Here is an 18,873-nt window from a genome sequence, read left to right as displayed (position 1 = left end):
GAGCCAGTGCAAGGTGTTTATCTGAGTATGAAGCCTGAAGAGATCCTCGCCAACGCGCGCACGATCGCCGTGGTCGGCCTGAGCCGCGACCCGGGCAAGGCCGCGCACGGCGTACCGGCTTCGCTGCAGGCGCACGGTTTCCGGATCATCCCGGTGCACCCGTCGGCGACCGAGTTGCTCGGGGAGAAGGTGTACCGGTCGCTGGAGGACATTCCGGAGCCGGTGGACCTGGTGGACGTCTTCCGTCCGGCCGAGGAAGCACCAGACATCGCGCGCTCCGCGGTCGCGATCGGAGCCAAGGCGTTGTGGCTGCAGCAAGGAATCGAGTCGACGGATGCGCGGCGGATCGCGTCCGAGGCCGGGTTGGAGTACGTCGAGGACCGGTGCACCGCCGTGGTACGGGCGGTGGCGGGGATTTCAGTGCGTTAGTTGCCTGCCGCCGCGAGTCCGGCCAGCGCTCGGTGATAGCCGAGGACAGTCCGTTCGAAAACCTCGTCGAACTCCGGCGTGCCAAATTCGGGGGTGCGCGTCCGCGAACGCATGCTGTTGATCGCGTCCCTCGGCAAAGAGAAATACGGGCCCGGCAGCAAATCCAGCAGTTCCGCCGCGATACTCGACTTTCCGGAACTGGACGCGCCATTGAGAAAAACGATATGCCCGCTCATCCGACGAGCCGGTACCCCACCCCGCGCACCGTCTCGATCGTCCGCGTCCCGAACGGCGCGTCGATCTTCCGCCGCAAATACCCGACATAAACCTCGACCACGTTCTCGTCGCCCTCGTAATGCGCGTCCCACACGTGGCCGAGGATTTCGTTCTTCGTCAGCGCCGCCCCTTGCCGGCGCAGCAGGAACTCCAGCAACCCGAACTCGCGCGCGGTCAGCTCGATCCGCGTCTCTCCCCGGTGAACAGTGCGCGCAGCCGGGTCCAGCTGCAAATCCCCGGCGGTCAGCACTGCCGGACGAGCCGGTGCGCCCCGGCGGAGCAACGCCCGCAGCCGAGCCAGCAACACGACGAACGAAAACGGTTTCGAGAGATAATCATCCGCGCCGAGGTCGAATGCGTCCGCCTCGTCGTATTCGCCGTCCTTCGCCGTGAGCATCAGCACCGGCGTCCAATTCTCCGCGGCCCGCAATCGTTTCAGCACTTCGTAGCCGGAAAGCTCGGGAAGCATGATGTCGAGCACCACGGCGTCGTAATCGTGCTCCATCGCCGACCAGAGCCCGTCCCGGCCGGTGTGCGCCACGTTCACCGTGAATCCCTCGGCGACCAGGCCGCGGCGAAGGGTTTCGGCGAACTCCAGCTCGTCCTCCACGATCAGCAACCGCATGCTCAGTCCTCCTCGATCCGGGGCAGTTCGATGCTCGGCAGTTCGATCACGAAATGCGCGCCCGGGTAGCTCGGGTCGGCCACGTCGACGTACCGCGCGCGGCCGCCGTGCCGGGCCGCGATGCCGGCCACGATCGACAGGCCCAGTCCCGTCCCGCCGCGCCGTCGCGACGCGTCCAGTCGCACAAACCGCTCGAACACCCGCTCCCGGTCGTCCTCGGCGACGCCCGGGCCGTCGTCACTCACCTCCACCACAACCATCTCATTCTGCACCGAACTCGCAATTCGGATCCGCTTGCGTGCGTGTCCGCACGCGTTGTCGACGAGGTTGCGTACGGCACGGCGCAGCTGCGCCTCACTGCCACGCACCTTCGCCGGCCTCGCGCGTACTTCGATCTCGACAGCCGCTTCGCCGCGTACGCGTTCGGCTTCGGCGCGGACGATGTCGTCTAGATCGACTTCAGTGCGCGCGGGCCGGTCGGTGGCGTCGTCGGTACGCGCGAGCATCAGGAGGTCGTCGACCAGCTCTCGCAGGCGCGCAGTCTCGCGCGTAATCACCGGCACCAGTTCGTCGGTGGTCTCCGGGTGCTGGTTCGAAACGTCGAGCGCGGTACTGATGGTCGACAGCGGCGAGCGCAGCTCATGGCTCGCGTCGGCGACGAAGCGGCGTTGCGCGGCTTGCGCGGACCCTAGCCGTTCGAGCATCTCGTTCAGCGTGACAGCGAGCCGGTGCACCTCGTCGCCGCCAGGGGGCAGCGGTACGCGCAACGCGAGGTCGCGCGTAGAGATCTCGGCAACGGTGCGCCGCATCCGCTCCACCGGCCGCAGCGCAGAGCCGACCGAGCGGTACACCGCGAAGCCGGCGATACCGAGCAGTGGCAGCGAGATCAGCCCTAGCAGCAGCGTAAGCCGCGTCGAGGCTTCGGTGACTGGCTCAAGCGAGCGTGCGGAGATGACGGTGAACGGCCCACCCGGCCCGTTGACGCCTTCCGAGACCAAGCGGTACTCACTGCCGTCACCGTCTAGACCGAGCGGCAACGTCTCGACGGTTTCCTGCCCCGGAGCCGGGCGCGCGGCGGTGATGGCCGGACGGCCGACGATCGACGGGTCGCTCGCGATAGGCGTGCTTCGCGGCCCGAGTACCTGCGTCACGGCTTCAGTGTCGCCAGTGCTCGCGACATCGCTCGGCGACAGGTCTCGCGCGCCAGCGCGCACGAGTTGGACGGCAACCTGCCGCGCGGTACTGCGCGCGCTCTCGGTGACGCTTCGATCGAGTGACTGCTGCAGCAAGAGCACCACGACAACACACGCGGTCGCGATGGCCAGCGCGAGCGCCAACACGGCAACCGCGGTTGTCCGCATCCGGACACCTGCTGCAGCGACAAGTCTCACGCACGCAGCGTAACGAGCAGCGAGTGACGTCATCGGGCGCGGCGGGCGGCCAGCCTCTCCGAGCGCAGCGTGTCCACCTCAGCCAGCTCCAACGGCTTCAGCGCGTGGCCCATCACCCAGGACAACAGCAGGTCAGCGAGCTCGGGATTGCGCGCCAGCGCCGGGCCGTGAAGGTAGGTGCCGATGACGTGGTCGGTGACCGCGCCCTCGGTGCCGTCGCCGTTGCCGGTCCCCCGGACGACGCGCCCCAGCGGCGTGCTGCCCGGCCCGAGCACGCTTGCGCCCTGGTGGTTTTCGAAGCCGGTCAGCGGCGTCTCGAGCAGGTTCGGTTCGGCGATCAGCTCGGCCACCGCACGCTGCTGCGCCGGCTCGGTGACGAGATCGAGCAGCCCCAGCCCGGCGTGTTCGACGCCGTCGACGCCGCGGAAACGGTTGCCCAGGATCTGCAGGCCCGCGCACACACCGAACACCGGGCGTCCGGCGTTCGCGGCGCTCCGCAGGCCCGGCGAGTTGCGCAGGAAGTCCGCGGCCAGCACCTGCGCCATGTCCTCCCCGCCGCCGAGCAGGTAGAGGTCCAATGTGGACGGCACCGAGGAGTCCAGCGAAACCGGCACCACCTCGGCGTCGTAACCGCGCCATTGCAAGCGTTTGCAGAGCACCTGTGCGTTGCCGGAGTCGCCGTACGTCCCCAGCACCTCGGGAAGCAAAAGGCCGATGCCGACCGTCGAATCAGACATCCGGCAACCGGTCCACCAGGTCACGGAAAGCAGTGTAGTTCGCGACGAGTTCGACGCCGCCGGGCGGCAGCGTGTCGATCGCGGCGACCGGGTCCGGCTCCGACCAGTGCGGCACCTCGGCGTAGCAAAGCCGCACCGCGAGATCCGCGCATCGCTCGCCGGCGACAACGACCTGACGGCCGCGCAACCGCTCGAAGTGCACGTCCCAGAGCCAGGAGAGGTCGCGGCCGTCCGCCTCGTGCGCGTTGACCGCGACGACGACCGGGGTGTCCTCGTCGAGCACACGCAACGTTTCGGCCCAGCCAGCCGGATTTTTCGCAAGCATCAGCCGCACGGAGTGCCGGGTGCGGCGAATCGTGCGGTATCGCCCGCCGATATCGGTGATTGTGCGCAGCCGGGCCGCGGCGGTGTGCGGCGGTACGCCCACGCAGTGCGCGGCGGCGAGCGCGAGAGCGGCGTTCGCCCGGTTGGCCTCGCCGGGCAGCCGCAGGTCGAGGTCGACTTGCCGGCCGCCGGGCGTGTGGACCAGGTCGCCGTCGAGGGTCCAGGTCGGCTCCGGGCGAGCGAACGCGCAGACCGCGCAGCGCCATTCGCGGTCCGTGTGGGTGATCGCGCCGCCGCAGCGCGGGCAGGAGACGGAATCGCCCGACCAGCGCCGTCCGGTGCCGACCCACACCGGGCGCGCCGCCGCGGCGGCCGCCGACGTGACCAGGACGTCGTCGCAGTTCGCGACCACGACCGTGCGCGACAGCCCGGCGAACGCGGCACGCAGGTCGCGCTCCATCATCCGGACCTCGCCGACACGGTCGAGCTGGTCACGGCTGAGGTTGAGCAGCACGAGCGCCGCCGGCTGCACCTGCTCGGCCACCCACGGAACGTAGGTTTCGTCCACCTCCAGCACCGCGTACGGCGCGTCTGGGCGGGCAGCGAGAGCAGCCACCAGGCCGTCGGGCATGTTCGCGCCGTCGCCGTTGTGCGCGACCTCGGCGAGAGCTTCGAGCGCGCGGGTCAGCATCAGCGACGTAGTGGTCTTGCCGTTCGTGCCGGTGACGATCACGACCGTGCGGTCTTGACCGAGCCTGCGCAGCGCCTTGGGGTCGAGCCGCAGCGTGACGCGTCCGCCGATCACCCCGCCGCGGCCCAGCCGGGCGGTACGGGAAAACCACGCCGTCAGCCGCCCGGCAGCGACCGACGCCCGGGTGCGCAGACGTGTGGACATCACGACAAACCGTGCGGCACGAGTGCTGTGAATTTCCTGAGAGGGTGACTCCAGTCTCCGCTACTCTTTGTAAGTAGTCTTACTGATCGGAGGTTGAACCATTCGGAGCAACCTCCGACTCGCCAAATGACAGGGATCGGTCAAGATCTTCCGTCCATACATCGGAGGTGTTAGCGTCCAACCCCGCTTGATGGCACCACGCACCGGTGACCGGGAACGCAGAGCGACAGGCGGAGGGCGAACGTGGACGCAGCAGCACGCGGGCTGGACCAAAGCGGCACCCTGGAGCGCGGGCTGGCGGTGCTCGAACACGTCGGGCAGCACCAGGAAATCTCCACGAACGCGCTCGCCCGGCAACTGGGCTTGTCGCGCAGCGCGGCGTACCGGATCGTCGGCACCCTGAAGCGGCTGGAGTTCCTGGAGGCGGACACCGTCACCGGACGCGTGCGGCTCGGCACCCGGCTGGTCGAGCTGGGCGCCCGCGCGATGGCGGCGACCGACCTGCACCGCTGCGCGCCGCGGTATCTCACCGCGCTGGCCGAACGTTCCGGAGAGACGACGTACCTCGCGGTGCCGGACAACGACGCGATGGTCTACGTCGCGACCGAACGCAGCGCCAGCGCGGTCACGCTCTCCTGCCGCCTCGGTACTCGACGCCCGCAGCACGCGACGTCGCTGGGCAAGGCCTGGCTGGCCGCGCTGCCCGAGGCCGATCGGGTGGAGCGCGTGCGCCGGATGAAGCTGGACAGCCTCACCCTCAAGACCATCAATGATCCGGTCCGGCTGCTGGACGAACTGGCGCGGACCCGGCGTCGCGGCTGGGCCGTGGACGACCTGGAAAACGAGCCGGACGTCGGCTGCGTCGCGGCGGCCGTGCGGGACCACTCGGGCCGGCCGATCGCGGCGATCAGCGTCGCCGGGCCAGCGACCCGGGTGCTGCGCCGGGCGGACGAACTGGGCGCGACGGTGGCCGGGACCGCGGCCGCGTTGTCGATGCGGCTGGGGTACGTGCGTAACCGCTGAGGTCTTTCACGAGATCGGGTTGGGTGCCCTTTTTCTGCCGTCGTTACCAGCGGAAACAGGTTGTCCACAGGCGGGTCGACTTGTGGACAACCCTGGGGATGGCGGGGAGTGCGGCCAGGAATTGTCGGGCTGGTGGCGGACCGTTGCCGTCATGACGATCACTCCCGCACCGCACGGTGCCCAGCTATCTCGTTCCCGCTTCCAGCCTGCTGCACGACTCGGCCCGCTCCAGAAGCAGCGCGCGCTCCCGCTCGTTGCCGGTCATCTTCGCCGCGCGCTCGAATTCGGCGCGCGCCTCGTCCCGGCGGCCCAGTTTGTACAGAAAGTCGCCGCGCACGCTCGGCAGCAAATGGTAGTTCTTCAGCGCGGGCTCAGCCAGCAGTTTGTCCACCAGCGCCAGCCCGGCTTCCGGCCCCTCGGCCATCGAGACCGCGACGGCCCGGTTCAGCTCGATCACCGGAGACGGCGTGAGCTGCGCCAGGCCCGCGTACAGCGCCGCGATCCGCGCCCAGTCGGTCTCGTCGGGAGTGACCGCCACGGCGTGGCAGGCGGCGATCGCGGCCTGCGCGGAATACGGCCCGTACGTGCCGTCCGCGAGCCGTTCGGACCGGGCCAGGGCGGTGAGACCGCGCTGGATCAGCAGGCGGTCCCAGCGGCTGCGGTCCTGGTCCATCAGGAGCACCGGTTCGCCGTTCGGGCCGGTGCGCGCCGCCGAGCGCGACGCCTGGATCTCCATCAGCGCCACCAGGCCGTGCACCTCCGGTTCGCCGGGCATCAGGCCGGCCAGCACCCGGCCGAGCCGCAACGCGTCCTCGCACAGCGCGGGCCGCATCCAGTCGTCGCCGCGCGTCGCGGAGTAGCCCTCGTTGAAGATCAAGTAGATCACTTCGAGTACGGCGGGCACCCGCGCCACGCGCTCGTCGCCGACCGGCGTCTCGAACGGCACCTTGGCCTCGGCGAGCGTCTTCTTCGCCCGCACAATGCGTTGCGCGACGGTCGATTCCTTCACCAGGAACGCGCGAGCGATCTCGTCGGTGCTGAGCCCGCCGAGCATGCGCAGCGTGAGCGCCACCCGCGCCTGGGTGGACAGCACCGGGTGGCACGCGGTGAACACCAGCCGCAGCAGGTCGTCCTCGATCTGCTCGTCGTCGAGCACCGCGTCGAAGTCGGGCAGCACGCCCTCGCCGAGCTGTTCGGCTTCCCGGCCGATCTCGTCCAGCTTGCGGCCGAGGGTTTCGTTGCGCCGGAACAGGTCGATGGCCCGCCGCTTCGCGATCGTCATCAGCCAGGCGCCCGGGTTGCGCGGCACCCCGGTCTCCGGCCACTGTTCGAGCGCGGCGACGAGCGCGTCCTGCGCCAGCTCCTCGGCGAGACCCACGTCGCGGGTCATCCGCGCGAGACCAGCGATCACCCGCGCCGACTCGATCCGCCAAACGGCCTCTACCGCATTTCGCGTGTCCACCGGCCCATCAGACCGGCCCGGCCCGCCCGAGGCAACCCTCGGGCGGGCGCGGCGTCAGAGCTCGCCCGCCATCGGACGGATCTCGACGGTGCCCGCACGCCGGTCCGGATTGGGCGCCCGCTTCATCAGCTCGACGATTTCGGCGAGCGACTCGCCCTCCAGGATCCACACGCCGGCGACGAGTTCCTTGGTCTCGGCGAACGGGCCGTCGACCACGCTCGGCTCCGTCTCGCCGTCGAACCACAGCAGCCGGGCGCCTTCCGCGCTGGGCGTCAGCCCGGCGGCCTGCACGAGATGACCGGACGCGGCGAGTTCCTCGTTGAACCGGCCCATCTGCTCGATCAGCTCGGCGCTCGGCGCGGCGCCCGCTTCCGATTCCTTGCTGGCTTTCACCAGCACCATGAACCGCATCAGTTCCGCGCGGCCTGCTCGCGCAGCTTCTCCTCGGCGTCCCGCAGTTCCGGGGTGAGGTTGTCGCCGAAGTCGTCGGCCTCGAAGATCCGCCGGATCTCGATCTCGTGGTGCGCGCCGTCGGTGTTGGGCACGCGCTTGATCCACTCCACGGCTTCCTCGAGCGAACGGACCTGGAGGATCCAGAAGCCAGCGATCAGCTCCTTAGTCTCGGCGAACGGACCGTCGACCACGCTGGGCTCGCCGTCTCCGGAGAACTTCACCCGGGCGCCCTCGGAGCTGGGCGCCAGCCCCTCGCCCGCGAGCATCACGCCGGCCCGCACGAGTTCCTCGTTGAACTTGCCCATCTCGGCGAGCAGCTCGGTGCTGGGCAGCTGGCCGGCTTCGCTCTCTTCGCTGGCCTTCATGATCACCATGAATCGCATCTTCGGGTCCCCTTCGCTCTCGGCTTGCTTTCACCCCTGCGTCGAACGGGCCGCGGCCGGATCGACAAGGTCCTCGAACTTTTTTTCTGGTCGCGAAATTAGCAGGTCAGGCGAGCTTCGGGAGCCAAAACGGGCATGGGAGAATCGTTGTCCGTGGCAGTACTCCCCGAAGCTCTCCGCGCCGCGCTCGACGACGAGCTGGCCCGGTACCCTGAATCCCGGCTCGCGCAGGCCGTGGAGCGGCTCAGCAAGCGTTATCGACAAGGCGACTCGGCGACGTCGCCGATCCTCTCTTCGGAGCTGGATGTCGCCGCGTACGCCGGATACCGCATGCCCGCCACGTACGCGGCCGTCAGCGCGGTGCTGGGCGAGGTGGCTGCCGCCGCGCCTGGATTCGCCCCGAAGACGCACGTCGACATCGGCGGCGGCACCGGAGCGGCAGTGTGGGCCGCGGCCGACGTATGGCCATCGCTGGAGAAGTGCACTGTCTTGGAGCAGGTCGCGGCCGCGCTGGCGCTGGGCCGCAAGCTGGCGGCGAACGCCGACGAGCCCGCCGTCCGCACCGCGGTCTGGCAGCGCGGGCTGGTCGATTCCGCATCCGCGGCACCGGACGCCGACCTGGTCACCCTGTCGTACGTCCTGGGCGAGCTCCCCGAACGCAGCCGCGCCGACGTCGTCCAGTGGCTCGCCGCCAAGTCCGGTGCCGTCGTGCTCATCGAGCCCGGAACGCCAGCGGGATTCGCGCGGATCCGCGAGGCTCGCGAGGTGCTGCGCGGGATGGGCCTCAGCCTGGTGGCGCCGTGCCCGCACGACGACGTCTGCCCGATCAAACCGGGAGAGGACTGGTGCCACTTCTCCGCCCGGCTGCCCCGAAGCGGGGTGCACCGGCGGATCAAGTCCGGCACCCTGGGATTCGAGGACGAGAAGTTCTCGTACGTGGCGGCCACGTCGGCACCGGTCGACCGTCCGTCGGCCCGGATCATCCGGCATCCGCGCAAGCACAAGGGGTTCGTGCAACTCGACCTCTGCGCGGTCGACGGACTCGCGCCCGGGACAGTCGTGTCGAAGCGGCATGGCGTGCGGTACCGCGCCGCCCGCGACGCGGAATGGGGAGACGCCTGGAGCGTGGAGTAACCCGGGGACAGTTCCTCCGGCCGCGGTGTCTGGATGGCCGCGTCGGCTCCGACTTCCTGGTGCCAGCGGAGCTGAACCGGAGAGGACACCCCATGGACTTCCACGAGCGCTGCGCCGAGATCCTGCGGCAGACAGAACTGCTCGCCGCGGCCGTCGAGGGCGCGGACCGGACGGTGCGGGTCGCGGCCTGCCCGGAGTGGAACCTCGGGCAGCTGCTCGATCACGTCGGGACCGGGCACCGGTGGGCGGAGGAAATCGTGCGCACGCGGGCCGACCGTTGGCCGCGGGAGGACGAACTCCGGAATCCGGTAGGCAACCCGCGCGCGGCGTCGTGGCTTGTAGCCGGTGCGAAGGCATTGGTGGCGACGCTGCGCGAAGCAGGTCCAGAGGCCGAAGTGTTCACGCCGGTGCCGAACGGACCGCCACGAGCGGCGTTCTACGCGCGCCGGTTCATGAACGAGACGCTGATCCACCGCGCCGACGCGACACTGGCCGCGGGCGGGGAGTTCACCGTCTCGCCGGAAGTCGCGCACGACGCGATGGAGGAATGGCTGGAACTCGGCTCTCTGCCGCAACTGCTGGAGCAAGTCCCCGAACGGCGCGAACTGCTCGGCCCGGACCGCACGATCCACCTCGCGCCGACCGACCACGCGGCGGCCTGGACAGTCGACCTCGCCGGCGACCAGCTGGCCTGGCATCCGGGTCCGGCGTCAAACGCGACGGTCACCGCGGCCGCGCCGCTGGGCGACCTGCTGCTGATGGTCTACGGCAGGCTGCCTTCAGAGATCGCGCACCGCACCGGCGACACGGAGTACCTGGACCGCTGGCTCTCGCTCGTCGGCTTCGGCTGAGCCGATCAGTCCCAGCGGATCGGGAGGCTCTTGATCCCGTTCTGGAAGTTCGACCGCAGCCGGCGGGGTTCGCCCGCGAGACGGACCTCGCCGAGCTGGTCGAAGACCGCCGCGAACAACGCCCGCATCTGCATCCGCGCGAGGTGCGAACCGAGGCAGAAATGCGGGCCGTGGCCGAACGTCAGGTGTTCGCTCGGCGCGCGCGTCACGTCGAACACGTCCGGGTCGGGAAAGACCGTCTCGTCGCGATTGGCCGAGGAAAACCACACCACGACCTTGTCGCCGGCCTTGATGTCCACATCGGACAGCCGAGTGTCCTGCGTCGCGGTGCGGCGAAAGTGCATCACCGGCGTGTGCCAGCGCAGCATCTCTTCGACCGCACCGGGAAGGAGGCTCCGGTCATCGAGCAGCTTGCGGTACTGCTCGGGATGCGCGAGCAACGCAGCCATACCGCCGGGGAGGCCGTTGCGCAGAGTTTCGTTGCCAGCTACGGAAAACAACCAGAAAAGGTTCTCGAACTCCTCGATCGACACGCGGCCGCCGCCGTCGTCCACGTACCGCATCAGGTTGCTCATCACGTCATCGCCGGGGTGCGCGCGTTTGTGCTCGCCGAGCGCGTGCGCGTAGGCGTAGAGATCCGGCATTCCGGCGCGGCTGCGCGGATCCGGCATCTGACCGTCCGGTCCGGGTCCCGGGCGCACGGCGAGTGCGGCACGGGCGAGGTCGGTGACGTCGTCGGCTCTGACTGTCGCGCTCACCGCGTATTCGGCGTCCTGGAAGCCGATCACGCGGTTGCTCCAGTCGAACATCAGCCTGCGGTCCTGCTCGGGCACGCCGAACACCTCGGCGAGCGTGAGCAACGGCAGGTCGGCGGCGATGTCCTTCGCGAAATCGCATTCGCCGCGGTCGGCCACCGCCGCGACGAGATCCCGTGCCCAGCCTTCGATCCGTTCGGCGATCCGGCCGACCGCACGCGGGGTGAACGCCTTGGTGAGCAGCCCGCGCAGCCTGCCGTGCTCGGGCGGGTCCATGTTGAGCATCATCCGGCGCACGTACCGCAGGTCCTCGGCGGTGGCCGGGTCGCGGATCTGCGTGCCGCCGAGCTGCGACGAGAACACCGCCGGGGTGCGGAGCACGTGCCGCACGTCGGAATGGCGCAGCACCGCCCAGAAGTCGCCGATCCGCGTCACCGGCGTTTCCCGGCGCAGACGAGCGAGCAGGTCGTAAGGCACGCCCGTGACGTAGGTGTCCGGGTCGGCGATGACAGCACTCGACACGTTCCGACCCTAGCCCCGAGACCGCCGCCTGCGGAAAGATCCGTCCGGTGGAAAAGCTGAAGCTGCGCGTCACCGGACAAGGCGAACCACCGGTCCTGCTGCTGCACGGGCTCGGCGCGACCGGCGCGGTCTGGGACGGCCTCACCAGCCAGCTCGACCGGCGGCTGCTCGCGCCGGATCTGCCCGGGCACGGCGGCTCGCCGCGGCTGCCCGAGTACACGTTCGAGGCGCTCGCGGCCGCGGTCGCCGATGCGCTGGCCGAGCCCGGTCCGGTCGCCGTGCTCGGCCATTCGCTCGGCGGTGTCGTCGCGCTGGAGCTGGCGAGCGGCCGCTACGGGCTCGACGTCAGGAGCGTGCTGGCGGTGGGCATCAAGGTGGAGTGGAGCGATGACGACCTGGCCCGGGCCGCCGCGATGGCAGCTCGCCCGCCGCGACTGTTCGACACCCGAGAGGAGGCCGAGACCGCCTATCTGAGGGTCGCCGGGCTGACCGGTCTGGCTCCGGCCGACCCGGACGGTGTGACCGAAACCGCGGGCGGCTGGCGGCTGGCCCTGGACCCGCCCGTCTTCGGCGTCGGCCGTCCGGACATGCCGGGCCTGCTGGCCGCCGCGCGCTGCCCTGTGGTGCTCGCCACCGGCGAAAACGACCCGATGTGCCGTCCCGAGCAGCTGCGCTCTCTCGTTCCCGAGGCAGTGGTCCTGGCCGGGCTCGGGCACAACGCGCACGTTGAGGACCCGGCCGCGGTAGCGGCACTGCTCACCCCGCGGGCCGACTGAGCAAGCGCTTAGACTGACCGGGTGACGACGATCGATCCGACCCGGACCGGGCTAGACCAGCTGCTGAAGCTCGAACCGCTCGAGCTGAACCTGTTCCGCGGCTGGTGCCACCAGGGTTCGCCGCAGCGAGCGTTCGGCGGTCAGGTCGCGGCGCAGGCGCTCACCGCGGCCGGCGCGACCGTGCCCGCCGCGCGGCGCGTGCACTCGCTGCACGGCTATTTCATCCGGGGCGGCCGCACCGACATGCCGATCATCTACGAGGTCGAACGCACCCGTGACGGCGGTTCGTTCACCACGCGCCGGGTCGTCGCGATCCAGAACGGCGAGAGCATTTTCAGCCTGTCCGCGTCGTTCCAGACCGAGGCGGAAAGCAGTGCGCACCAGGCGCGGATGCCGGACGTCCCGGCCCCGGACGAAGCGGGCGTCGTCGAGCAGGACCGCTCGCCGATCGTTCTGTCCGCCATCGAAGTCCGCTTCGTCAGCAACCCGGAAACCGGCCTGCCCGACACCGGCCGCGGTCCGCGTCAGCAGATCTGGGTGCGGGCGAAGGACGCGCTGCCGGACGCCCCGCTGGCGCACGTTTGCGCGCTCACTTACATCTCCGACATCCGCCTGGCGGGCACTGCCCTGCTGCCCCACCGCGATGACCCGGGCGAGCCGCAGCTGACGTCGCTGGACCACGCGGTGTGGTTCCACCGCCCGTTCCGCGCGGACGAATGGCTGCTTTTCGACATGGAAAGCCCCAGCTACGCGAGCACCCGGGGGTTGACCCACGGCGAATTCTTCACCACCGACGGGCGGCTCGTCGCCTCAGTGACGCAAGAAGTACTGCTGCGCAGGCGCTGACTCAGTCCGATGTAGACAGTTCAGCCGAGCCGGACGCGCACCGGCCCGACCGGCTCCGCGGCAGTCTTGGCAACTGGCTCGCGCAGCACCTTCGACAGCTGCCACGCCTCGAGCCCGGCGAGAACGGTGTTGGCGACCACGAGCACCAGGTACAACCCGGCCTGCACCGAAAGCCGGAACGGGTGCTGGTCGGAAGCACCGGCCAGCAACGAAATGTGGCATGCGACCACGACCACCATCGAGGCCGCGGACAATCCGCCCAGCACGATGAGCAACGCCCGCAGCGCCCGGGTGCGCCGCCAGTTCAGGTAGCCGGTCTGGACCAGATCCGGCGTGCTGACCATGACCAGCCCGCAGCCGTAACCGGAAAAACCGCCGACCACGCCGCCGCCCGCGACCAGCGCGGTCGTCAGGTGATACGAAACCGGCACCCGGTAGGCGGCGAGGATCGCGGCCACGCAGACCAGCAGCCCCAGCGGCAGGTGCGGCCAGCCGTACAGGGGAAGCCGCCGCTCCATCCGGAGAATCGTCGGCAGATCGATATCGCGGTACGCCTCGGGGTCGCGCAAAGCCATTCGCACCGTTCCTCTCATCCCGGAAACCCCCGGTGTGTGCGCGGTGACCGGCGAAGCCTAGGGCAGGCCGCCCGGCCGTGCAAAATCCGCCGGAACCCGCCGCTCGGCGGGACCAGATCACCGGCCTCTCTACTTTCGCACCCGGCCTCCGAACCTCCGGTCAACCGGGGAAGACCGCGTGACCCACGCCACCCGTCAGTCCGCTCACATCCTCATGACCAGCACGAACTTTCCCCGAACCCGCGTTCATTTCTTCCGCTTCCGGAGGGGCCTTCCCGGGATGTCCGGTAGAGCGATTTTCTGTCGGTGGTGCCAGTTAGGCTGCAGGCATGAACACCGACGAACCCACCGTCGCCGCCGAAGATCTCGCCCAGGGCCAGTGGTTCTGGCACGAACCCGCTCCTGGCCTGCGTTCCTGGCCGCTGCAGGTGGCCACGGCCGAGATCCTGGAAGACGCCGTCCGCATCATCACCACCGACGAGGTCCGCGAGCTGGTCTCGTACGCCCGCGACCGCCGGGTCCGCCTGGCCGTCGCCTCCTGAGCCGCCACATCGACAGCACCACCACTGGGGAAATCTGGGGGACCGGGCCGGCCGCGCACCCGCGAGCGGCCCGTCCTATATGGACACCGCATCCGGCGCTTCGGCCTTCGGTCGGATCTCGCGCTGAATTCCTTGTCTTTTCAGCAGGCTTGCCGCCCTGCGCCCACCACGCCACGGCTGTCCGACGATGGTCGTCAGTCCGGTGCGACGTTCCGCGGAGCGGATTCGCCGTGCCCAACTCGCCTGCTCACGGCCGCACACTCATCACAGTCGGGGCACCCAAGCACTTCGCGTGATCGCGTCGCGGTGGTAAGACTTCTCCGCTCCAGCACGCATGCCGTAGCGCGGTCTTCGGCTCTTCGACGCCGAAGTTGCCAGTCCACATTGGTGCGACGGCCGGACCACACCGCGTCTGCCGGTCGAACAACCGCGCCGCGCAGCCGCCATCGCATCCGCCCTGCGCAACGCCTAACTGCATCAGCGCGGTGCATCGCTGTGTGCTGACTGCTGCACACGCTGGCGCGGCCCAGTAACCATGTCGCGATCGTCGCCAGCCACGGGTGGGGAATCCGTTGCCTCGTAAGCAAAGCTCGTCCGCGCCGGTCCTTCAGTTAGGCAGGAAGAAGAGCGTCCACCGGGGCCATCCGCTCAATGCGACAAACCCGGGCCTGGTCAGCGGGAAAGGACTCCCCGCAGCAGGACGTCCAGGAGGTGCCGCGCGCGGGAATCCCACTCGTCCTCCTCCAGGCGGGTCAGGTAACCCGACAAGATGAAGAAGTCGCGCGCGTCGATGTCACCGCGGATGGTTCCGTCAGCCTTTCCGGCGTCGAGCAGGAGGGTGATGGCGTCGCCGAGCGGGCCGTGGCTTTCTTCGGACAGGCCTTTCCACACCGCGGTTTCCAGTGCCGCGAAGACGCCGCGCTTGACTCGCGCGTATTCGGCGATCCGGTCGAACCAGCGGGACAGCGCCTCGACCGGATCGTGGGCGGCCAGCAGTTCCGGGGCCAGCGCGACCAGGTCCTCCACCTCCTGCCGGTACACCTCGGCAAGCAGGTCCTCACGCGTCGGGAAGTGCCGGTAGAGCGTTCCCTGCCCGACCCCCGCCGACTTGGCCACCGCGTTCAGCCGCAACTCCCCGGAACCGGCGATCGCCTCGCGGGCGATCTCGACGATCCGCTCCCGGTTCTCCCGGGCGTCCGCCCGCTGAGCCGCGCTCATCGCCGCCGACCGGTACTTGTGGAAACGCGCATACCGCAACGGTATCGCGGACCGGGCGAGAGCTGCATAATCTGCGGCCCGGCACGCCCGCCAGTGACCCAGGTCAGCCTCGAGCGGGCACAGCAGCACCAAGCGAGGAGAGCGGCGTTCCCGGCCGTGCCCACGCCGACCACCCCAACGCCGCTCCCGGCACGACCATCGACCCAACGCGTTGTCCGGCAAGCAACCCCGGCCATTGATAACCACCGCCACCGGGTTGAAACACGCCACGCATAACTCGCCGATTCGATTGACAACCCTTCCAGCCCCAGCAGAGGCTGGTCACAAGCTGCCCATGCCCGGAGCGGTCCGGTTACCCTGTCAACGAGCCGAAAACCGCACCGAAAGGCCTACCCGGCACTCGTCCCGACTTCTCTGGTGAGGAAAACGATGTCTCTCGAGCACCGCGCACCGTCCGACCCGGCAGACGACAGCCAGGACCGGCGGGTGGCCGCGCTGGAGGAGACCGTCGCGGGGCTGGTTCGGCGGGTCGGGGTGCTCGAGGCCGAGGCGGAGATCCGCCGGGTGCAGGCGCGCTACATGTTCCTCTGCGATACGCCGTGCCCGGAGTTCGGCGTCGCGGGCGACGACGAGCGGATCGACCTCATCATGGAGCTCTACACCGACGACGCGGTCTGGGAGGGCGTCGGCGAGTACTACGACGGGCAGTTCGGGCGGGCGGAAGGCGCCGCCGCTATCCGGGCGCATTTTCAACGGTTCTGGGGCGAGAAAAGGGACCCCGCGCTTCTGCTCAACGCGCATTACCTCACCTCCGAGCAGATTCACGTCGACGGTGACGAGGCCACCGGGCAATGGATCCACATGCAACCGTGGCTGTTCTCCGACGGGAAAGCGCTCCTGCGGTCCAGCCGGTTGAACAACGCGTTCCGCCGCGTAGGCGACACCTGGCGGATCACCCGCACTCGCACCGAAAACGTCTTCATCGCCCCGCTGCCGGAAGGCTGGGCCAGCGACTATCCCTCGGCCTCGGTGCTGATGAAGCCATGAGCGACGACCCGGTCGTGCACGTGGTGGACGACGACGAGGACCTCCGGCAGTCCCTGGTGTTCCTGCTGGAGAGCGTCGGCGTGCAGGCGCTGACGTACCCGGACGCCCAGACGTTCCTCGACGAGTTCGATCCTGCCGAGCCCGCGGTCGTGATCGTCGACGTCCGCATGCCCGCGATCAGCGGTTTTCAGCTGCAGGAAAAGCTCGCGGAAATCGACTGTCCGGCTCCGCTCATTTTCTGTTCCGCGCACGGCGACATTCCGATGTCGGTCCGTGCGCTCACCGCGGGGGCGGTCGATTTCCTGGAGAAGCCGTACCAGGCCCAGCGCATGGTCGAGGTGGTCCAGACGCAGCTCATCGAGGCCCGCCGACGGTTCGCGGAGCATGCGGAACGGCAGGCGGTCCGGGCTCGGCTCGACACGCTGACGCAGCGCGAGCGTGAGGTGCTGCGACTGGTGGTCGACGGAATGCCCAGCCAGGCGATCGCGCACCGGCTGGGCACCAGCGTCAAAACCGTCGATGTGCATCGGGCGCGGATCAAGGCGAAGACGTCGGCGGACAGCCTGGGGACACTCGTCCGCGACATCCTCACCCATCGCGTCACCGTTTGAGCGCGGTCTCCACCCAGCGGCCGGTGCCCAGCAGGGCAGCTTCACCGGAGGCACTGCCGACGAGCTGCAATCCCAGCGGCAATCCCGCCGCGTCGCGCAGTCCAGGCACGGCGATGACCGGCAGGCCCAGCGCCTGCCACGGGCGGCTGAGCACCGGGTCTCCGGTCGCGGCCAGGCCGGAAGGGGCCGAACCGAGCGCGGCTGGGGTGAGGACGGCGTCGTAGCCGGTCACGATCTCGGCGAGTCGCGAACCACCGGAAGTGACGACGTCCAGTGCGGCCTCGTATTCCGCGCGCGGCATCTCCGCACCGGTACGCAGCAGTTGCGCCAGCGGGTCGCTGAGCCGGTCCGCGGAAGCAAGCTCAACGGAACGTTCCCGCGCCGCTTCGTAGGCCATCACCACGGGATGCGCGGCAGTCAAAGCAGCGACCAGTGCCGGATCCGGGAATTCGTCGACCACGGCACCGTCAGCTCGCAGCTGAGAAACCGCGGTACGAAGCGCCTTCTCCATGGCTGGGCTCACGTCCGGCGAAGACCACACCAGCAATCGCGGTACCGAAGCCTCGACCTCCGGCTCACCGGACAGCGCGGACCAGGCCAAGGCCAGATCGGAAACCGTCGCGGTGAACATGCCGTGGCTGTCCAGGCTCGGGCTCAGGCCGGTGACGCCGTCGACCGGGAACCGGCCCCTGCTCATGACCAGCGAGGCGACTCCGCAGAACGCGGCCGGTCGCGTGACCGAACCTGCGGTTTGGGACCCGAGCGCCAACGGGACGTGTCCAGCGGCAACGGCGGCGGCGGAACCGCTGGAGGAACCGCCGGGCGTGTGGCCAGGCGCAGCGGGGTTATCCGTGGGACCGGGCGCGAAGAAAGCGAATTCCGTGGTGACCGTCTTGCCGATCGGCACCGCACCGGCCCGCCGCCATTCGCGGACGATCGAAGCGTCCACAGTGGCCGGTGAAGCGTCCGCACGCAACACCGAGCCGCAGCGGGTCGGAAGCCCGGCCAAGTCGATGATGTCCTTGACGCCCAACGGAACCCCGCCGAGCGGACCTGCCGAGGCAGGCACGTAAGCAGACGAAACCCAAGCGTTGAAAGAAGCCGCAGCGATTCGCGAGCGGGCCTCCGCCACGGCGGCTTCCGGCGTTGTCCGGCCGGCGGCGAGATCGGCGACCAGGGCGCGCAGCGACCACGGGCCGGTCACGGCTGGGTCCAGGCGGCGTCGGCGGTCCAGTAGTCCATGCCGCTGGCGCTGACCGCGTGCCGCCACTCGGACGTCCGGCGCAGCAGCGGTTCGACGCGGGCGGTGGCCTCGTCGGCGGCGTCCGGCCCGTCGGCCGGGGCCTGCCAGTGCACCCAGTCCAGCTCGCGGCCGTGCTCGTCGTGCACGAAGAGGTCGACGTGCCGCCAGCCGTAGCCGTGCGTGTCGTTGTAGCAGGTCAGGGTCATCCGTTCCACGGGTTCTCCTCAGGCGCTGAGTGCGGTAAGCCGGTGGAAACGGCGCTGGAAGTACACCAAGGCACCGGTGTCCGGCGCGGTCAGCACCTTCTCGATCTCCACGAACAGCACCGAATGCGACCCGTGTTCCTGTTCGGCGACGATCCGGCCGACCAGCGACGCGGCCGCGCCGCGCAGGACCGGGGCGTCCTCGCTGTCGAGGTCCCAGCAGTCCTGGTCGAAGCGTTCGGCGGTCGGCACCTTCGTCGCGCCGGCGAAGTGCATGGCCAGGTCCTCCTGGCCGGGGCCGAGGACGTTGACGCAGACCCGGCCGTTGCCGACCAGGATCGCGTGCGACCGGCTCGACCGGTTGACGCACACGAGCACGGTCGGCGGGCTGTCGGTGACCGAGCAGGCGGCGCTCACCGTCATCCCCGCGAGGCCGTGCGGGCCTGCGGTGGTCACGACGTTGACGGCCGCGGAGAGGTTGGCCATCGCGGTGCGGAATTCGCGCTGGGTCCGGGTCAGCTCGGACACGGTGCCTCCTAGTACTGGGGCCGG

Annotated in this window: 23 protein-coding genes; 9 read left to right on the top strand and 14 right to left on the bottom strand. The window is 69.5% G+C overall.

The features are described 5' to 3' along the window. Positions 1 to 27: 27 nt before the first annotated feature. Positions 28 to 429 carry a CoA-binding protein gene (locus ATK30_RS22215; protein WP_101437241.1) on the top strand — a complete coding sequence of 134 codons (402 nt, stop codon included), beginning with the start codon at positions 28 to 30 and terminating at the stop codon, positions 427 to 429. Here the strand turns inward: ATK30_RS22215 and ATK30_RS22210 are convergent. Genes ATK30_RS22210 through ATK30_RS22190 form a run of 5 tightly spaced genes read right to left on the bottom strand, consistent with a single transcriptional unit; the run spans position 426 to position 4,677 of the window. Further along, positions 426 to 665, bottom strand: coding sequence for a chloramphenicol phosphotransferase CPT family protein (locus ATK30_RS22210; protein ID WP_244194692.1), 240 nt, complete (start codon positions 663 to 665; stop codon positions 426 to 428). The two genes, ATK30_RS22215 and ATK30_RS22210, sit on opposite strands and share 4 nt — an antisense overlap. Continuing rightward, positions 662 to 1,330, bottom strand: coding sequence for a response regulator transcription factor (locus tag ATK30_RS22205; RefSeq protein ID WP_009084133.1), 669 nt, complete (start codon positions 1,328 to 1,330; stop codon positions 662 to 664). The genes ATK30_RS22210 and ATK30_RS22205 overlap by 4 nt, the downstream gene beginning before the upstream one ends. Before the next feature lie 2 nt (positions 1,331 to 1,332). Next, positions 1,333 to 2,691 carry a HAMP domain-containing sensor histidine kinase gene (locus tag ATK30_RS22200; RefSeq protein WP_183123600.1) on the bottom strand — a complete coding sequence of 453 codons (1,359 nt, stop codon included), beginning with the start codon at positions 2,689 to 2,691 and terminating at the stop codon, positions 1,333 to 1,335. Between the two features lie 59 nt (positions 2,692 to 2,750). Beyond that, positions 2,751 to 3,458: a type 1 glutamine amidotransferase gene (locus ATK30_RS22195; RefSeq protein WP_101437239.1), complete on the bottom strand. Its 708-nt coding sequence runs from the start codon at positions 3,456 to 3,458 to the stop codon at positions 2,751 to 2,753. After that, the gene (locus tag ATK30_RS22190) at positions 3,451 to 4,677 is read right to left on the bottom strand and encodes a MurT ligase domain-containing protein (protein WP_101437238.1); all 1,227 of its coding nucleotides are present in this window, start codon (positions 4,675 to 4,677) and stop codon (positions 3,451 to 3,453) included. Before ATK30_RS22190 ends, ATK30_RS22195 begins: the two co-directional genes overlap by 8 nt. 243 nt (positions 4,678 to 4,920) lie before the next feature. Here ATK30_RS22190 and ATK30_RS22185 point away from each other — a divergent pair, with 243 nt between their 5' ends. After that, complete coding sequence (locus tag ATK30_RS22185) at positions 4,921 to 5,700, top strand: IclR family transcriptional regulator (RefSeq protein ID WP_167441977.1); 780 nt, start codon at positions 4,921 to 4,923, stop codon at positions 5,698 to 5,700. 184 nt (positions 5,701 to 5,884) lie between these two features. Here the strand turns inward: ATK30_RS22185 and ATK30_RS22180 are convergent, their stop codons facing one another. Genes ATK30_RS22180 through ATK30_RS22170 form a run of 3 tightly spaced genes read right to left on the bottom strand, consistent with a single transcriptional unit; the run spans position 5,885 to position 7,998 of the window. Beyond that, entirely contained in the window at positions 5,885 to 7,162 is a 1,278-nt protein-coding gene (locus ATK30_RS22180; RefSeq protein WP_101437237.1) for an RNA polymerase sigma factor, read from the bottom strand. A 54-nt stretch (positions 7,163 to 7,216) separates the two neighbouring features. Next, on the bottom strand, positions 7,217 to 7,573 hold the full coding sequence (locus tag ATK30_RS22175) for a YciI family protein (protein WP_101437236.1): 357 nt from the start codon (positions 7,571 to 7,573) through the stop codon (positions 7,217 to 7,219). Then, entirely contained in the window at positions 7,573 to 7,998 is a 426-nt protein-coding gene (locus ATK30_RS22170) for a YciI family protein (RefSeq protein WP_101437235.1), read from the bottom strand. Before ATK30_RS22170 ends, ATK30_RS22175 begins: the two co-directional genes overlap by 1 nt. A 135-nt stretch (positions 7,999 to 8,133) precedes the next feature. Between ATK30_RS22170 and ATK30_RS22165 the strand changes: the two genes are divergently transcribed. Together ATK30_RS22165 and ATK30_RS22160 are read left to right on the top strand one after the other, a co-directional pair. After that, on the top strand, positions 8,134 to 9,132 hold the full coding sequence (locus tag ATK30_RS22165; RefSeq protein ID WP_101437234.1) for a small ribosomal subunit Rsm22 family protein: 999 nt from the start codon (positions 8,134 to 8,136) through the stop codon (positions 9,130 to 9,132). Positions 9,133 to 9,224: 92 nt separating this feature from the next. Next, entirely contained in the window at positions 9,225 to 9,983 is a 759-nt protein-coding gene (locus tag ATK30_RS22160) for a maleylpyruvate isomerase family mycothiol-dependent enzyme (RefSeq protein ID WP_101437233.1), read from the top strand. A 5-nt stretch (positions 9,984 to 9,988) separates the two neighbouring features. Here the strand turns inward: ATK30_RS22160 and ATK30_RS22155 are convergent, their stop codons facing one another. Next, entirely contained in the window at positions 9,989 to 11,260 is a 1,272-nt protein-coding gene (locus tag ATK30_RS22155) for a cytochrome P450 (protein WP_101437232.1), read from the bottom strand. Positions 11,261 to 11,307: 47 nt separating this feature from the next. Here ATK30_RS22155 and ATK30_RS22150 point away from each other — a divergent pair, with 47 nt between their 5' ends. Then, positions 11,308 to 12,036: an alpha/beta fold hydrolase gene (locus tag ATK30_RS22150; protein WP_101437231.1), complete on the top strand. Its 729-nt coding sequence runs from the start codon at positions 11,308 to 11,310 to the stop codon at positions 12,034 to 12,036. Positions 12,037 to 12,057: 21 nt separating this feature from the next. Further along, positions 12,058 to 12,882, top strand: coding sequence for an acyl-CoA thioesterase (locus ATK30_RS22145; RefSeq protein ID WP_101437230.1), 825 nt, complete (start codon positions 12,058 to 12,060; stop codon positions 12,880 to 12,882). Positions 12,883 to 12,902: 20 nt separating this feature from the next. Here the strand turns inward: ATK30_RS22145 and ATK30_RS22140 are convergent, their stop codons facing one another. Beyond that, positions 12,903 to 13,457, bottom strand: coding sequence for a hypothetical protein (locus ATK30_RS22140; protein ID WP_101437229.1), 555 nt, complete (start codon positions 13,455 to 13,457; stop codon positions 12,903 to 12,905). Positions 13,458 to 13,786: 329 nt separating this feature from the next. Here ATK30_RS22140 and ATK30_RS22135 point away from each other — a divergent pair, with 329 nt between their 5' ends. Beyond that, positions 13,787 to 13,999: a hypothetical protein gene (locus ATK30_RS22135; RefSeq protein WP_037354589.1), complete on the top strand. Its 213-nt coding sequence runs from the start codon at positions 13,787 to 13,789 to the stop codon at positions 13,997 to 13,999. Between the two features lie 672 nt (positions 14,000 to 14,671). Here the strand turns inward: ATK30_RS22135 and ATK30_RS22130 are convergent. After that, positions 14,672 to 15,217 carry a TetR/AcrR family transcriptional regulator gene (locus tag ATK30_RS22130; protein ID WP_101437228.1) on the bottom strand — a complete coding sequence of 182 codons (546 nt, stop codon included), beginning with the start codon at positions 15,215 to 15,217 and terminating at the stop codon, positions 14,672 to 14,674. A gap of 429 nt (positions 15,218 to 15,646) precedes the next feature. Between ATK30_RS22130 and ATK30_RS22125 the strand changes: the two genes are divergently transcribed. Both ATK30_RS22125 and ATK30_RS22120 read left to right on the top strand, forming a co-directional pair. Then, on the top strand, positions 15,647 to 16,264 hold the full coding sequence (locus ATK30_RS22125) for a nuclear transport factor 2 family protein (protein WP_208637393.1): 618 nt from the start codon (positions 15,647 to 15,649) through the stop codon (positions 16,262 to 16,264). Beyond that, positions 16,261 to 16,875 carry a response regulator transcription factor gene (locus ATK30_RS22120; protein WP_009084166.1) on the top strand — a complete coding sequence of 205 codons (615 nt, stop codon included), beginning with the start codon at positions 16,261 to 16,263 and terminating at the stop codon, positions 16,873 to 16,875. The genes ATK30_RS22125 and ATK30_RS22120 overlap by 4 nt, the downstream gene beginning before the upstream one ends. Here ATK30_RS22120 and ATK30_RS22115 read toward each other — a convergent pair. Genes ATK30_RS22115 through ATK30_RS22105 form a run of 3 tightly spaced genes read right to left on the bottom strand, consistent with a single transcriptional unit; the run spans position 16,865 to position 18,849 of the window. After that, positions 16,865 to 18,079 (bottom strand): amidase, encoded by a 1,215-nt coding sequence (locus ATK30_RS22115; protein ID WP_167441976.1) that lies wholly within the window; start codon positions 18,077 to 18,079, stop codon positions 16,865 to 16,867. The genes ATK30_RS22120 and ATK30_RS22115 overlap by 11 nt on opposite strands. Next, positions 18,076 to 18,324 carry a hypothetical protein gene (locus ATK30_RS22110; protein ID WP_101440991.1) on the bottom strand — a complete coding sequence of 83 codons (249 nt, stop codon included), beginning with the start codon at positions 18,322 to 18,324 and terminating at the stop codon, positions 18,076 to 18,078. Before ATK30_RS22110 ends, ATK30_RS22115 begins: the two co-directional genes overlap by 4 nt. Positions 18,325 to 18,342: 18 nt before the next feature. Continuing rightward, positions 18,343 to 18,849 carry a flavin reductase gene (locus tag ATK30_RS22105; protein ID WP_101437226.1) on the bottom strand — a complete coding sequence of 169 codons (507 nt, stop codon included), beginning with the start codon at positions 18,847 to 18,849 and terminating at the stop codon, positions 18,343 to 18,345. Between the last annotated feature and the right edge of the window lie 24 nt (positions 18,850 to 18,873).

The organism is Amycolatopsis echigonensis (genome assembly GCF_002846615.1).
GTDB lineage: Bacteria > Actinomycetota > Actinomycetes > Mycobacteriales > Pseudonocardiaceae > Amycolatopsis > Amycolatopsis echigonensis.
Note: the sequence above shows the minus strand (reverse complement) of the source record. Positions and strands in the feature narration are given on the sequence as shown.